This window comes from Amycolatopsis sp. QT-25 (genome assembly GCF_029369745.1).
In the GTDB taxonomy this organism is placed as follows: Bacteria; Actinomycetota; Actinomycetes; order Mycobacteriales; family Pseudonocardiaceae; genus Amycolatopsis.
The window spans coordinates 911,032-924,937 of sequence record NZ_CP120210.1; the positions used below are offsets into that span (position 1 = coordinate 911,032).

The 13,906-nt window shown below is 67.1% G+C and carries 14 protein-coding genes and 1 pseudogene; 3 read left to right on the plus strand and 12 right to left on the minus strand.

Annotated features, from left to right (window positions below; genetic code table 11):
- The first annotated feature begins 5 nt into the window (after positions 1–5).
- Together P3102_RS04545 and purE are read left to right on the plus strand one after the other, a co-directional pair.
- A complete protein-coding gene (locus P3102_RS04545) occupies positions 6–1,190 on the plus strand; it encodes a 5-(carboxyamino)imidazole ribonucleotide synthase (protein WP_276366772.1) in 1,185 nt (394 codons plus the stop codon).
- A gap of 147 nt (positions 1,191–1,337) precedes the next feature.
- Positions 1,338–1,844 carry a 5-(carboxyamino)imidazole ribonucleotide mutase gene (gene purE, locus P3102_RS04550; protein ID WP_276366774.1) on the plus strand — a complete coding sequence of 169 codons (507 nt, stop codon included), beginning with the start codon at positions 1,338–1,340 and terminating at the stop codon, positions 1,842–1,844.
- Positions 1,845–1,896: 52 nt separating this feature from the next.
- On the opposite strand, the gene P3102_RS04555 is transcribed toward purE, so the two are convergent.
- Positions 1,897–3,546 carry an AMP-binding protein gene (locus P3102_RS04555; RefSeq protein ID WP_276366775.1) on the minus strand — a complete coding sequence of 550 codons (1,650 nt, stop codon included), beginning with the start codon at positions 3,544–3,546 and terminating at the stop codon, positions 1,897–1,899.
- Positions 3,547–3,650: 104 nt separating this feature from the next.
- On the opposite strand from P3102_RS04555, the gene P3102_RS04560 reads away from it, so the two are divergent.
- Positions 3,651–4,823: an acyl-CoA dehydrogenase family protein gene (locus P3102_RS04560; RefSeq protein ID WP_276366777.1), complete on the plus strand. Its 1,173-nt coding sequence runs from the start codon at positions 3,651–3,653 to the stop codon at positions 4,821–4,823.
- Positions 4,824–4,867: 44 nt separating this feature from the next.
- Here P3102_RS04560 and P3102_RS04565 read toward each other — a convergent pair whose 3' ends face one another.
- The 11 genes and pseudogenes from P3102_RS04565 to P3102_RS04615 all read right to left on the minus strand — a co-directional run bounded on the left by P3102_RS04565 (position 4,868) and on the right by P3102_RS04615 (position 13,657).
- Positions 4,868–6,118 (minus strand): site-specific integrase, encoded by a 1,251-nt coding sequence (locus tag P3102_RS04565; protein ID WP_276366778.1) that lies wholly within the window; start codon positions 6,116–6,118, stop codon positions 4,868–4,870.
- Entirely contained in the window at positions 6,118–6,309 is a 192-nt protein-coding gene (locus tag P3102_RS04570) for a helix-turn-helix domain-containing protein (protein ID WP_044854561.1), read from the minus strand. Before P3102_RS04570 ends, P3102_RS04565 begins: the two co-directional genes overlap by 1 nt.
- A gap of 10 nt (positions 6,310–6,319) precedes the next feature.
- Complete coding sequence (locus P3102_RS04575) at positions 6,320–7,930, minus strand: replication initiator (RefSeq protein WP_276366781.1); 1,611 nt, start codon at positions 7,928–7,930, stop codon at positions 6,320–6,322.
- Positions 7,930–8,316, minus strand: coding sequence for a hypothetical protein (locus P3102_RS04580; RefSeq protein WP_276366783.1), 387 nt, complete (start codon positions 8,314–8,316; stop codon positions 7,930–7,932). The genes P3102_RS04575 and P3102_RS04580 overlap by 1 nt, the downstream gene beginning before the upstream one ends.
- A pseudogene (locus P3102_RS04585) lies at positions 8,313–9,873 on the minus strand (FtsK/SpoIIIE domain-containing protein). Before P3102_RS04585 ends, P3102_RS04580 begins: the two are co-directional and overlap by 4 nt.
- Before the next feature lie 308 nt (positions 9,874–10,181).
- Positions 10,182–10,436, minus strand: coding sequence for an AMED_5909 family protein (locus tag P3102_RS04590; protein WP_276366784.1), 255 nt, complete (start codon positions 10,434–10,436; stop codon positions 10,182–10,184).
- Positions 10,414–10,662, minus strand: a complete 249-nt coding sequence (locus tag P3102_RS04595) for a hypothetical protein (protein WP_276366786.1) — start codon at positions 10,660–10,662, stop codon at positions 10,414–10,416. The genes P3102_RS04590 and P3102_RS04595 overlap by 23 nt, the downstream gene beginning before the upstream one ends.
- A 303-nt stretch (positions 10,663–10,965) precedes the next feature.
- Complete coding sequence (locus tag P3102_RS04600; RefSeq protein WP_276366787.1) at positions 10,966–11,427, minus strand: hypothetical protein; 462 nt, start codon at positions 11,425–11,427, stop codon at positions 10,966–10,968.
- Positions 11,428–11,450: 23 nt separating this feature from the next.
- Positions 11,451–11,747, minus strand: coding sequence for a hypothetical protein (locus P3102_RS04605; RefSeq protein ID WP_016331156.1), 297 nt, complete (start codon positions 11,745–11,747; stop codon positions 11,451–11,453).
- Positions 11,748–11,852: 105 nt separating this feature from the next.
- On the minus strand, positions 11,853–12,413 hold the full coding sequence (locus P3102_RS04610) for a flavoprotein (RefSeq protein WP_276366789.1): 561 nt from the start codon (positions 12,411–12,413) through the stop codon (positions 11,853–11,855).
- Between the two features lie 5 nt (positions 12,414–12,418).
- Positions 12,419–13,657 (minus strand): helix-turn-helix domain-containing protein, encoded by a 1,239-nt coding sequence (locus tag P3102_RS04615; protein WP_276366791.1) that lies wholly within the window; start codon positions 13,655–13,657, stop codon positions 12,419–12,421.
- Between the last annotated feature and the right edge of the window lie 249 nt (positions 13,658–13,906).

The following is a 13,906-nucleotide window of genomic DNA, read 5'->3' on the forward strand; positions in this document are numbered from 1 at the left end:
CTGTTATGGACAAACGAACCGGTCTTCCGATCGTGGGCATGGTGGGCGGCGGACAGCTGGCCAGGATGACCCACCAGGCGGCGATCTCCCTCGGCCAGTCCCTGCGCGTGCTGGCCGCCGGGGAGAACGAATCCGCCGGCCTCGTCGCGGGCGAGGTCGTGCACGGGCACCACACCGACCTCGAAGCGTTGCGCTCGTTCGCCGCCGAGGTCGACGTGCTGACCTTCGACCACGAGCACGTTCCCGGCGAGCACCTGCTCACCCTCGCGATGGAAGGCGTCACCATCCGGCCCGATCCGGCCGCGTTGTCGATGGCGCAGAACAAGCTCGTCATGCGCGAGATGATGGCCGGACTCGGGATCCCCGGCCCCGCCTTCGCCGAAGTGTCCGGTGTGGACGACGTGCTCACCTTCGGCGACAAGCACTCCTGGCCGGTGGTCCTCAAGGCGGCGCAGGGCGGGTACGACGGCCGCGGTGTCTGGATGCTCGACACCGCGCAGCACGCCCGCGAGACCGTCCCCGAACTGCTCGACGCCGGAACCCCGCTGCTGGTCGAGGAAAGGGTCGTCATGCGGCGCGAACTCTCCGCGCTCGTGGCCCGGTCCCCGTTCGGGCAGGGCGCGGCGTGGCCGGTGGTGGAAACCGTGCAGTCCGGCGGGATCAACACCGAAGTGCTCGCGCCGGCGCCGGGGCTGAGCCTCCAGCGCACGCAGGAGGCGCAGGACCTGGCGTTGCGGATCGCCGCGACGCTGAACGTGACCGGTCTGCTCGCCGTCGAGCTGTTCGAGACCGACGAAGGCCTGCTGGTCAACGAACTCGCCATGCGCCCGCACAACTCCGGGCACTGGACCCAGGACGGCTCGAAGACGTCGCAGTTCGAGCAGCACCTGCGTGCCGTGCTCGACTACCCGCTCGGCGTGACCGACCTGATCGCCCCGGCCTGCGTGATGGCGAACGTCCTGGGCGCTCCCGAGTCGCCCGAGATGGGCCCGGACGAACGGCTGCACCACCTGTTCGCGCGGTACCCGGACATCCGTGTCCACCTGTACGGCAAGGGTGAGCGTCCCGGCCGCAAACTCGGCCACGTCAACCTCGTCGGCGAACGCATGGAGGAGCTGCGCGACCGCGCGCTGCTCGCCGCGCACTGGCTTTCCCACGCCGTCTGGCTCGACGGCCACGAAATTCACTAGCCGCCTGTCGGCGGAGCCGAGTTGTGTCCGGAGAACTGACCGAAACGTGAACCGCCCCCGCCCGCACGGTGGCAGGAGATCCTTGTCGCCGCCCGTGACGCGGAGGACGAGGTCGCGGGTTCACTGGTGAAGACAAGGAGTATGAAGATGGCGCCGCAGGTGGGCCTGATCATGGGCAGCGACTCGGACTGGCCGACGATGGAAGCGGCCGGGCAGGCGCTGGCCGAGTTCGGCGTCGAATACGAGGTCGGCGTCTACTCGGCGCACCGCACCCCGCAGCGGATGCTCGACTACGCGACGTCGGCCGCTTCGCGCGGTGTGCGCGTGATCATCGCGGGCGCCGGCGGGGCCGCGCACCTGCCGGGCATGGTCGCGTCGGCCACGGTGCTGCCGGTGATCGGCGTGCCGGTGCCGCTGAAGTACCTCGACGGCATGGATTCGCTGCTCTCGATCGTCCAGATGCCCGCCGGTGTCCCGGTCGCGACGGTCTCCGTCGGCGGCGCACGCAACGCGGGGCTGCTCGCGGTGCGCATCCTCGCCGCGTCCGACGAGGGCTTGCAGGCGAAGATGGCCCGCTTCCAGGCGGATCTGGAACAGCTGGTGCTCGACAAGGACGCCGCACTGCGCTCGAAGATCGGGCAACCCGGCACCTGATCGCGGTGGTTCGACGCCGAACCACCGCAAGTAGGTGACTAATTGCGGTGGGTCAGTCGGCGAGTTGCTTCCGCAGCTCGCGTTTGAGCACCTTCCCGGCCGCCGAAACCGGGATCCGATCGACGAAGTGGATCGCGCGCAGCCGCTGGTACGGCAGCACGCGGGCGCCGACAGCGTCCAGGAGCTGCTCGGCGGTGACGTTCTCGTCGCTGCGCACCACGAAAGCGACCGGCAGCTCGCCGACCTCGGTGTCCGGTTTGCCGACGACGGCGGCCGCGGAGACGCCGGGCAGGGTGACCAGCAGCTCTTCGAGTTCACGCGGGAAGACGTTGTATCCTTTGTACAGCAGCATGTCCTTCTTGCGATCCACAATGGACAGATAGCCGTCCTCGTCGAGGACGCCGATGTCGCCGGTGTGCAGCCAGCCGTCGACGAGCGCGGCCGCGGTCTCCTCGGCGCGGTGGTGATAGCCGGTCATCACCTGCGGACCGCGCAGGCACACCTCGCCGTTTTCCCCGGCGGGCAAGGGATCTTCGCCGCCCTCGGCCGGGACGATCTTGAGCTCGGTGTCGGGGAGCGGAAGGCCGACCGAGCCGGCCTTCCGGGTGGCGGAGCGATACGACGGCGCGATGACGGCACCCATGCTGACTTCGGTGAGGCCGTAGCCCTCGGTGATGATCACGCCGGGGAAGCGCTTCCGCAGCGCCCGGATCATCTCGTGGTGCATCGGCGCCGCACCGGAACCGATGGTCAGTACCGAAGACAGGTCGGCCGTGTGAAAATCGGGGCAGGCGAGCAAGGCGGCGAACAGCGCGGGCGCCCCGCCGATGGTGGTGACCCGCAGCAGTTCGGCGTCGGCCACGTACGCGGCCGGGTCGAAGCGGTCGTGCAGGACGACGGTGCCACCGTCGAGCAACGGGACGTTGAGTGCGGCGATGGTGCCCATGGCGTGGAACCACGGCGTCAGGTTGAGGGCGATCCCGGTGCCGATCCGGGACGGCCATTCCTCCGGGCCGCCGAGCTGGTCGATGATCACTTCCCCCGAGTCGTCGAGGGTGGGAATCGCGCCCAGCCGCCAGCAGGAGCTCTGGAGGCTGTTGACCACGACGTTCCGATGCGGCAGACGGACTCCCTTCGACCGGCCGGTGGTGCCGCCGGTGTACGCCAGATGGGCGAGGTCGCAATAGAGGTCGATCTCGACGTCCGGCCGCTCGTCGGAGTGACCGGCGTAGAACCGCGTGAACTCGACTTCGTTCTCGCTCACTTCCTCGGGCGGGTGAACGACGACGCTCAGCCGGACCGCTGTCCGGGCACGGACCGCGGCGAGCACGCGCGCGACCGGGCCGACGGTCACGGCGGCGACCGCTCCGGCGTCGGCCAGCTGGAAGGCGAGGTCCTCGGGTGGCAGCAGGGGGTTCGCCGGGCTGAAAGCGGCACCCGCGAGCAGCGTGCCGTAGTACGCGATCGGGTACGCCAGGCAGTTCGGCAGGTGGAGGGCCACGACGTCACCCCGTCCGATGCCCTCCGCGCGCAGGGCGTTCGCAAACCGGCAGGCCGCGCTGTACGTCTCGGTGAAGGTGAGGCTCTGGTCGCCATGCGCGAAGGCGGTTCGCGAGCCCCAGCGAGCAGCCGCGCCGGCCAGCACCGACCCGACCGGGACCTCGGGATAATCGAGCGACCGGGGGAACGGCGTGAGCTGCATCACTCGAACGTACGGACTGTGCGGTCAAAGACACAAGCGCTCGCGATGTCGCAGAATGTGAACGAGCGCTAACATCGGTCGAACCCCCATACTCGTTAGAAGAGGTGACGAAGGTGTCTGACGGCCCGGGTCTTTACCAGCTTGCCGAGGAGCACGAAGAGCTGCGGGCCGCGGTCCGTGCCTTGGCGGAGAAGGAAATCGAGCCGTTCGCGGCCGAGGTCGACGAGGACGAGCGTTACCCGATCGAGGCGTACAAAGCCCTGGTCAAGGCGGGTTTCAACGCCGTCCACATCGACGAGGCCTACGACGGGCAGGGTGCGGACGCCATCGCCGCCTGCATCGTGATCGAAGAGGTCGCGCGTGTCGACGCGTCGGCGTCGCTGATCCCGGCGGTGAACAAGCTGGGCACCGTGCCGATCATCCTTTCGGCGTCGGAGGATCTCAAGAAGCTCGTGCTGCCCTCGATCGCCTCCGGTGAGGCGTCGGCGTCGTACGCGCTCTCGGAGCGCGAAGCCGGCTCGGACACCGCGTCGATGCGCACCCGCGCGAAGCTCGACGGCGACCACTGGGTGCTCAACGGAACCAAGTGCTGGATCACCAACGCGGGTGAATCGTCCTGGTACACCGTGATGGCGGTGACCGACCCCAACGCCGAAAAGAAGGCCAACGGCATCTCCGCGTTCGTCGTGCACAAGGACGACCCCGGCTTCATCGTCGGCTCGAAGGAGCGGAAACTCGGCATCAAGGGCTCGCCGACCCGCGAGATCCATTTCGAGAACTGCACCATCCCGGCCGACCGCATCATCGGCGAGCCCGGCACCGGCCTGAAGACCGCGCTGCGCACCCTCGACCACACCCGCCCCACCATCGGCGCGCAGGCGCTGGGCATCGCGCAGGGCGCGCTCGACGCGGCCATCGCGTACGTCAAGGAGCGCAAGCAGTTCGGCAAGTCGATCTCGGAGTTCCAGGGCGTCCAGTTCATGCTGGCCGACATGGGCATCAAGATCGAAGCCGCCCGGAACCTCGTCTACGCCTCCGCCGCGGCGACCGAACGCGGCGACAAGCGCGGCGGTTACCTGGCCGCGGCCGCGAAGGCGTACGCGTCGGACATCGCGATGTCGGTGACGACGGACGCCGTGCAGCTCTTCGGCGGCGCGGGTTACACGCGCGACTTCCCGGTGGAACGCATGATGCGCGACGCGAAGATCACCCAGATCTACGAAGGCACCAACCAGATCCAGCGCATGGTCATGGCACGCGCCCTGCTCAAGGGCTGATTTGATCTTGATCCGGTAGTTCGGGCGGCCCTGACTGCTCATGATCAGGCCGCCTCCAGGCCGTCATGGGAGCCAGGCCGCCCGAACACCGCGTCGATGGCCTGCCGAGCCCGCTCGTGGCTCGACGGGACGAGGTGCGTGTACGTCCGCAGGGTGAATCCCGCATCGGAGTGGCCGAGGTACTCGGCGAGTTCCTTGATCGACACGGCGCGAGACAGCAGCGTCGAGGCGAAGAAGTGCCGCAGCGCGTGCATGCCGTCCGCTCGGCCACGGTAGGCGATCTCAGCCGCCCTGAACGCGCCCTGCCACACAACCTTGGTGAACAGGTCTCCGGTGTAGAGCCGCCCCTCTTCTCCCGTCATCAGGAGCCGGACCGTCACAGGTTCGCCGTCTGGCTTCCGCCACGGAAGCGTGACCGCGACGGGCGGGAACCGGTCCTCGTGGTCGTCGATCTCGGCGAGCATGGCGGGGGAGAGCGGCACAGTCCGCGACTTCCCGCCCTTGGGTGGCGCGAACATCATCACACCCTTGACGGTCTTGATCTGCCGTTGAATGTGGACGACCATCGCGTCTCGGTCGATATCGTCCGGGGAGTACCCGAGGATTTCCCCTTGCCGCAGGCCCAGCCCAGAGCCCAACGGGACGGCGATTCGGAACCGTTCGGCGAGCCCCTTCCGCACCTTGTGCACCCGTTCTTCCGGCCACACGACCACCGGCGGGCTTTCACCGACAGGTCGTCGAACCGTCTTGGCATGACAGGGGTTCTCCCGAATCAGCCTGTCGTCCACCGCTGAGTCCAGTACACCGGCCACGATGGTGAACAAGACAACCTGATAGTCCGTGGACAGTCCCCGTTCGTCCATGTCGCCCACCCAGTCACGGATGGTGGACGGCTTGATCTGGCCGAACTTCAGATGCCCGAAGGTCGGGTAGATCTGGCTTTCCAAGCGGCTACGCAGGATCTCGCGGGTGGCCGGGTCGGGTGAGGTGGCCTTGAGCCAGTTCTCGCCCTGCTTACGGAAGACCTTCGATGACGCCCGCGGATCGATGTACTTGTCTTCGCGCTTGTCTGCCTCCACGCCGATGAGAAAGTTCTCGGCGCGCTTCTTTTGCTTGTCCGGGAACGACTTCGAGCGTTCTTCGTTGTCGGGGTCGAGGTATCGGACCTTGTACCGCATGCCGATGCCGTACAGCTCGGTCTTTTCGAGCACGGGCTTGCCCCGCCCGTTGAGGATGACCTTTCCGGTCTCCTCGTCACGGGCGGGGCGGTACCAGCGATCTTGAATGTGTCCCATCAGGCTGCCGCCTCGTCTGTGCTCCAGGCACGGACCTTGGTCGGGTCATATCGGAGGTGACGGCCGATCTTGCGGACTGGCGGGCCTTCACCGAGCCACTTCCACTGGTAAAGCGTCTTGACCGGTACGCCGAGGTAGGCCGAGACGTCTTCGACCGACCAGAGCCGGTCCACCTTGCTCACGTTGTCCATGTCGTCCCCCTCAGGCTGCTAGTGGAGTTGCCGAAAGATCCTGTGCGGCTAGTAGCGCTCTGTCGTACTCGGCCTTCCATGTGATGCGTTCGGAGATCGCGTGCATCACCAGGTGGTCCCGAGGTGGCACGGACGGATCGCCGGAGTCGACCTTGCGCCAGACCAGCCGTGCCGGATCGGGTGCTGGCTTCTCGATCCCGACCGCCGCCAGAGCCTCCAGGACGAAGGCTTTGCGGTCCGCCTTGTGGTCGACGAGCGTCTTCCCGGACCATTTGCGTGACACCAGCACCCGCCGCCCCGGCAAGCCGAGCGTGGTCCGCCGATGAGCCCTTCCCTTGCAGTGCCCTGGGGTGACCTTTCCGTTGGCGCCCTTGGGGTTGATGCCGTAGATCAGCCACACGGCGCACCGAGGCGAGCAGGGTGTCACGGACAGTTCCGCGTGCAAGCGGTCGTGGTGATCCTTCTGCCGCGCGGTGTCGGCTTCGACGACCTCGCCCGTGGATTTGGTGAGGTACTTGGTCAGGTAGCCGATGTGCCGCCCGGCCTCTTCGGAGCCGCCGAGAACGCCCTTGGAATGCACCTGACGGCCGAAGGTGACCACGTGCGCCGGGTCTTCCACGGCTTCTATCGCGTCGTCCCAGTCGGTCAGAGGTGCGCGGGTGTCCGGGTCGACGAACACCCGGCGGTCGCCGTCCCACAGCGGCATCCGGTCGACGTAGACGACCTGGTCATGCTTGGGCCACCAGACCTGGTGATAGGTCGCTTCGGTGACTTGGCGGATGACGTCATGCGGCACCGATCCCCGAATCGCCGCGTGCAGGTGCGGTGCCGCCCGCCGTTGAGGTTCCACGGTCGCGAAGTACTGCGCGTCCCAGCCGACCACCCGCCGCAGGTTCTGCCACCACCTGTCCACCAGAGCGGAGAAGTGCACCGCGTCCCGAGCCGCCCGCCGATAGTCATAGGACGCCGGATCAACCGGAGCGCCATCCGACCGAACCGGCCCGTAGGTGTCGCAGGTGAGCGTGACGAACATCGACGGCCGGAACCGCCCCGCGTACTCCCGGCCCACGGTGGTCTTGGCGACCTTCCGTCGAGGGAGGTTCGGCGCGTCCTGCCGCCTCTTGGTCGAGCGCTTCACCGCCTTCTTCGTGGGCAGGTCGATCGAGGGGAGGCGGCCGCGCATCCCGAGTTGCCGAAGTTCGTCGTCGACGCTCTGGATCTCCTCCCGCAGCTCCTCGGCCTCCGCCTGATCTGGCTCTTGCCGGTAGGCGGCGACGAGGTCAGCCCGAAACGCCAGCAGCTCCGTTTGGGTCTCGGAGGGTGGCTCCGGAGTGAAGTCCGGTTCGATCTCCATGTGCCAGCCCTCGCGGCACTGGACCTGTCGTAGCGCCTTCGCTTTCCGGGCACAGGGCAGGCAGACCGATTCGACCGTTGAGCCACACGGGACGGGGACGTACCGAAGTTCTCCCGTGGCGGTATCCCCGACCTCCATCGTGAACGGCCGAACACAAACACCGTGCTTCTCAGCGGTCGCCTTCACCACGTCCGACGCCAGGGGTTCCCGCATCCGAGCGGCCCGAGTTTCGGCCGGCATAGTCACCGCGGATTCCTGGGTGCTCATCAGGCGGCCACCTCCCCAGGCGTGTTCCACTGCCGCAGCACGAACACCGGCATGTCCTGCCGCATCCCCGCAGGCAGATCGGGGAACGTTGCTTCGTCGAACCAGACGCCGCCGTAGACGACCACTGGGATGCCGCAGGGAGTCCGGCCGCTCAGTTCCAGGTGCACCGACCCGCCGCCCGCAGGACGCCACAGGGACGCCGTCACGTCGTCGAGCGAGGCAGCCCAGGTGAGGAGGCCACGGGCGACGTCCTCCAGGCGGTCGGAGTCGAGTTGCACCGTGATCGGATCAGGACCCACCCCGACCCGAACCGACGCGGTCGGAGGCAACGCGAATGAGTCGAGGTGATCGCGGATCGCGTCGAGGAAGACCATCAGCCGGTTCATGCCGCCCTCCCCTCGGAGAGTCCAACCACGTGAGAGCCACAGTTGGTCACGTAGTTCTCCAGCGCCTTGATCTCCTCGTCGGCGACCCAACCGGCCCGGACGCGCAGGGGTTCACGGACGCCTTCGCCCCAGACGTAGCCGACACCGGCTTCGGAATCGCCGATCCGGTTCGCCCAGGCGCCACGTTCGTAAGCGCCGTCACCGAGGACCATCCCGACGTGGGTCTTCGAGGTCACCCGCAGACAGACACGGCGCGGGAACAACTCCCGAACAGGAACGGTGTCCTTCGTGGGTTCCTGCACATAGCCGCGCACCGTGATCCCCAAGGCCCGGCCCTGCGTGGTGAGGAGCGCGACCTTTTCCACGATCGCGTCACGGGTCTTGCGGTCGGTGTACTTGGTCAGCGCGCCGATCTCGTCGAACTCCAGAACCTCTAGCGGATGATCGACGCTGATCGGGATCATCCGCACGCGTCCGGCGAACTCGTGCTTGCGGGCTTCCATCTCCTCAAGCAGGCCGTCGAGAAGTTCGAGCGCCTGCTTACCGGTCACCGCGTACCGGGCGAAGATCCTGCGTCCGTAGGCGAGTTCCATCCCCTTGGGATCGATGCCGGACACCCGGACCACACCGGACCGGATCGCGGGTGCGGCCGACACCAGCGGGCACCACATGACCGAGTTCTTGCCCGATCCGGTCGCGCCAGCGGTCAGGCAGTGCGCACCCGAGCCGACCAGCGGGACCCGCCAGTCCGAGCCGTACTCCGTGGTCCCGGACCACACATGCCGCAGATCCACGCCGAGCCCATCGGGTGACACCAGGTCAGGAATCGGCAGGGAGGTCACCGCGGATTTGAGTAGGTCACGGCGCTGGAAGTCGATGGAGACCACGTTGGGCTCCAGTTCCCGCACCTGGCACCGCTTGACCTTGCGCGCCACCGCCAGCGCCCGCGCGGCCTCGTCGAAGTCCTCGGGCTTCTGCCCCGGAACGAGCTGCACTCGCACCTCATCCCACGACGGCCCGGACCGGACCTTGAGCACCTTCGGCACCTGTACGGCCCGTGATGCCGAGGCGGCCTTGCGGGACAGCAAACGTCGACGGCCGACCAGGTTTACCGTTACTTCTACCGGTAGCGTCTCGTCCCGGATGCTCAGCCCGCAGGCGTGCAGCCAGGCCGGGAGCTTGCGCGCGTAGACCGCCCAGCGCATCCACCACGAGCGCAGGAGCCGGCCGCAGTGCTGGTCATAGGACACCACGTCGATCAGCCGCCATGACGCCAGCACGGTGACGACCGAGGCTGTCACGATCGCCAGGGACAGCCACCCGAGGTACTGCCACCACGCCATGAACGCCACCACGGTAAGACTGGTTCGCCAGCGCGTGATGACCTGCTTTGCCAGCCACAGCAACGATTTGAACAGCCACGAGGGTGATGAACACCAGTGCGGCCGCCGCCAGGACTTCCAGGATCGTGGCGAGCGCGCGACCGAGCTTGTGCAGCAGCCACACCACCACACCCAGCACCCCGCCGCAGACGAGAAGAACACCGATCCCGTTCATCGGCGACCACCGCCGGTCAGATCCAGCGGCAGCATTCCCCGGCAGGGAGCACACTCGGTCTCGCCGGGCAGGAGCTTCGCGAACCGCTTGCAGACCGTGCAGCGCGTTCGGGTGACCCCGTCTAGCGGACGGTTGTTGCCATCGTTTAGCGTTGTCATTGTTCACTTCTAGAGGTTGTGGACAGCGCAGGAGCGGCAAGGTTGGTAGCCGGATTCCGCTTCTGCGCCTTACGGGACAAGAAAAGCGTTTGAGGACGTGTTTGTACGCCGCACGTCCTCACGTGCGTTTTTCGCTCTGTCATTCAGTTTTCAGCTGGCTTGCGACTTCTCCTTCTGGATCTGCGCGGCCACCTCCCTGGCCTTCCGCTCCTCGTAGCCCACCCAGTACTTGAGTTCGTGGTGGTGCCAGCGGTCCACATCGGACGCCGCCTGATACGCGCGGGCGTTGGCCTGATGGAACTTCAGCCAGGTCTCCAGATTCGCCTCCCGCTTCGGCCTGCGAGCCGAGACGAGCGCGTGCGCCTCCTGGAGGGTCTGCGGCTCATTCCGGCCGGGCGTCGTCATTGCGCACCGCCTTGTGTTTGTCGAGGAATACGGCCAGTTCGTCCGCGCTGTCGCGGATTTGGCGAAGGAGCCGGATGAATTCCGGCCACGCGGCCGGGTCGGACGGCGGCAGGATCGCCAGGCTGTCCGGGTCGAGGTAGATCACCAGAGCCGGGTTCGCCGAACCATTGCCCTGCATTCCCGCGACCGCCTGCGGCCCCGGCTTCCACATCGCGTTGAACGCCACGGCCTTGCCCTTCCTCGCTGTAAGCGCGCATCTCCCACGACCGCGCGTTCTCCTCGAAACCTTCCGCCGCAGCCGTCACGGCCGCAAGAACCCACCACGGCAACTGGACGTGAGCGGCCAGGTCCCGCCAGGACGACGCCACCGCGACCGAGGCGACGGCCAGGTCATGAGCCGCCAAAGCATCAGCGCCGGATGCCGCTCTGGCCGTCAGCGCGCTGTAGTGGCGATAGGCCATCTCCCACGCCTGGACCAGGTACGGAGGAACCACGGCCACACGGTGACTCCCCGGCACCCCGCCCGGCATCACGCAGCCTTGGGCGTTGACTCGGCAGCGCCCGAGGTCCGCGACGACTTCGACGCCCCGCCCGAAGCCGCAGCCTTGAAGCCGGTCGCGCGGAACATGTAGGACTGGTACTTGAACTCGCCTTGACCAGCCACCTTGGGCTCAGCCGTCAGGCCTTCCAGTTCGATCGGCCGCATGCCCGGCAGCACTTCCGACGTGGTCGGCACCGGCTGAACATCGGCCAGCAACGTGATCTCGAACGACGCCCGCTTCGCCTTGACCTCGTCCGGGTCGGTCACCGTCACCTTCCACTGGCGCTTGCCCGTCACCTCGTCGACCCGCTGCCGAGCCGGACGACCCGACGACCGGTCCTCACGCGACTGGTACTCATTGTCCGGCGACACCTCACCGACCATCACCAAGCCCTGACCGAAAGCCTCGTCGAAATCGATGGGGAACCGGAAACCCTTGTAGATAGCCATTTGCTGCTCCTAGATACGTGTGATCAGTCGTTCTTGCGCGTGACGGCGTCGTCGGCAGCGTCGGACCACTGGTCATGGAAGGAAGAGGAATGCGAGCGCGTGCGGTGCTGGGTTTCGCACCACTCGCTGAACTCGCTGGCAGCGGCCGCGAGACTCTGCGCGAACCGTGCGGTGTCCATCAGGCCGCCGATACGGGCGGGCACCTGGACGATGAAGGAGGTCTCTTCACTTCCGGCGACGAGCTGACGAACGCCAGGAGAGGGTGAAACCACCGCCGCGCCGTAGCCGACGAGGGGCTGAATCACCACGTGAATGCCCATGTGTGCTCTCCCGATGTCTCGGTCTCGGCGAGCCCGGTCGGGCGCGCTGGACACAGGAGACACCCAGTGAGCAGCCTCACCCCGGACAAACTGTCCGGGTAGGGACTAGCGAGGGAGAGGAACGGCCTCGTTCACCACGGAAAGCACCGCCGACCAGGGCAACTCTCGGCCCGGAGCGCTCCGCGGTTCATGCAGCGGCCACACGTCGTCCCCGTACACGAGACGCACACCAGCACGCCGCAACGCGTCGATATGGGTTCCCCAGGACGGGTGACGAGCGTGCGCGGCGTTCACGCGCGGGAAAACGACGACCGGCAGGTTGAGCGTGCCGATGGCCTCGTTGACCTGCGTGAGGGCTTGGTTGTCGGCGATGCCCATCGCGAGCTTAGCGACCATGTTCGCCGAGGCGGGCGCGACCAGGTAGCAGTCCGGGGCCGGATGGGGGCTGGTTTCGGCCGGCGTGCGGGGCTCGACCCGGACCGGGAATCCGGTGGCCTCCTCGATCTCGGCGCGGCCGCCGTTCTCGTCCAGCCAGCGTCCCGCCGTCGGGGTCAAGGTCACCGCGACCGTCCAGCCGTCCTCTTGGAGAGGACGGATCACGCGCGGAAGAAGGTCCTCAACACCACCAGCACCCGAGCCCACCAGGCCCAGAACACGCGACGCCACCCGACCTACCTCACCGCGCCGCAGCGCTCAGCCAACGCCAACAAAGGCGAGAACTTCTTACCAGCCGTCGCCGGGGCACGGCGATACATCGACCGCACGACCTCCCGCACCGCCGTACTGTGCCAGACGATCCCCGGCGCCTTCTGCTCAGCCGTCAGCAGCGCAGACAATGCCTCGTCATCCTTCGCGACCAGGCTCAAGGCCCGTGCGAAGTCGATCAGATGGGTGACCTGCCGCTCTACCGGCAGGTGGTCGACGCTGATTCGCGGAGCCGACTCGATCACCTGCGAAATGTCGCCCAGATCCAGCGCCGCCGACAGGCGGTGCAGCTCGACGTTGGCCGGGCCGAAGCCCGTTTGCCAGTGATTCGCATCCACGCCGAGCTGATCAGCCGCGCGCCCCGCGTGAGACAGCAGCTCGTTCGCCGTCGACCGGTCCTGTTGCCGAGCAGCGGCGACAGCCGTCCGCAGGTAGAGCATCCCGTAGAGGCTCAGCGCTGACGGGTCACCAGCGCGCATCCTCGGGACCAGCCACTTCGCGGCGACGTCGCCCAGCTCAAGCGCGTCGTCGAACCGGCCGACGGCCAGGAGCGCGTGTGTACCGGAGCGGGCAGCGGAGGCCAGGACCAGGGGATCATCGGCTTCGTCGGCTGCCTGCATGGCGCGTTCCGCCGCGATCCACGCGAGGTCGGCTTCACCGATCTTGCTCAGCGTCGTTGCGGCCAGGTGGTGGACGCGCGCGGACACCGCTGCACAGGCCCGTCGGTAGGCAGCGTCATCGGCTGAGGCGGACTCCATGCCCTGGCTGGTCTTGATCAGGCCCGGCAGCGCGGCGACGACGCGGCCGAGGTCGCCCTTCTGATAGCTGGACCAGGCACCTTCCACCAGTTGAGCTACCGGGGCCGGGTCGATGTATTCGGGCGACATGGCAGAGGAGAACAGGGTGCGGGACAGCCGCCGGGGAGCCATGAGCGCATCTCGGATGGCCGGGACGTCGTCGTTCTTGTCCTCGTCCTCCATCAGCACCGGTTCGCCGAGGAGGTCTCCCAGCGTCACCCGCAGGCCCCGCGCGACGTCGGCCAGCACGTCCAAGCGCCGGATCTCGCGTTCACCGCGCTCGATCTTGCTCAGCCAGTCCTCGGTACGGCCCACCAGGTCAGCAAGAACCGCCTGCGACAGACCACGCCGCCGCCGGTAGAAGGCAATACGCTCCCCGATGCTGAGCTGATCACCCGCACCACGCATACCCCCAGGTTAACAGGGATATCTGCTGCCACACTTTGGTTAGCTGGGTCTGGGCTCGACCTACGGGTGCGTGGCGCTTGGCCACAGCGAACTCGTGTGGGGCCCATCCTGACATGGACACGACCGGCTGTTTTCGCATGACGGACCACAAGATGCGCCCCGGCTCCGATTCACCCAACAGCTTTACGGACAGTCTTGAGGCAACTAGGGGATTTTGGTCTAAACTCTTACTGGTCCACTCTGTCCAGC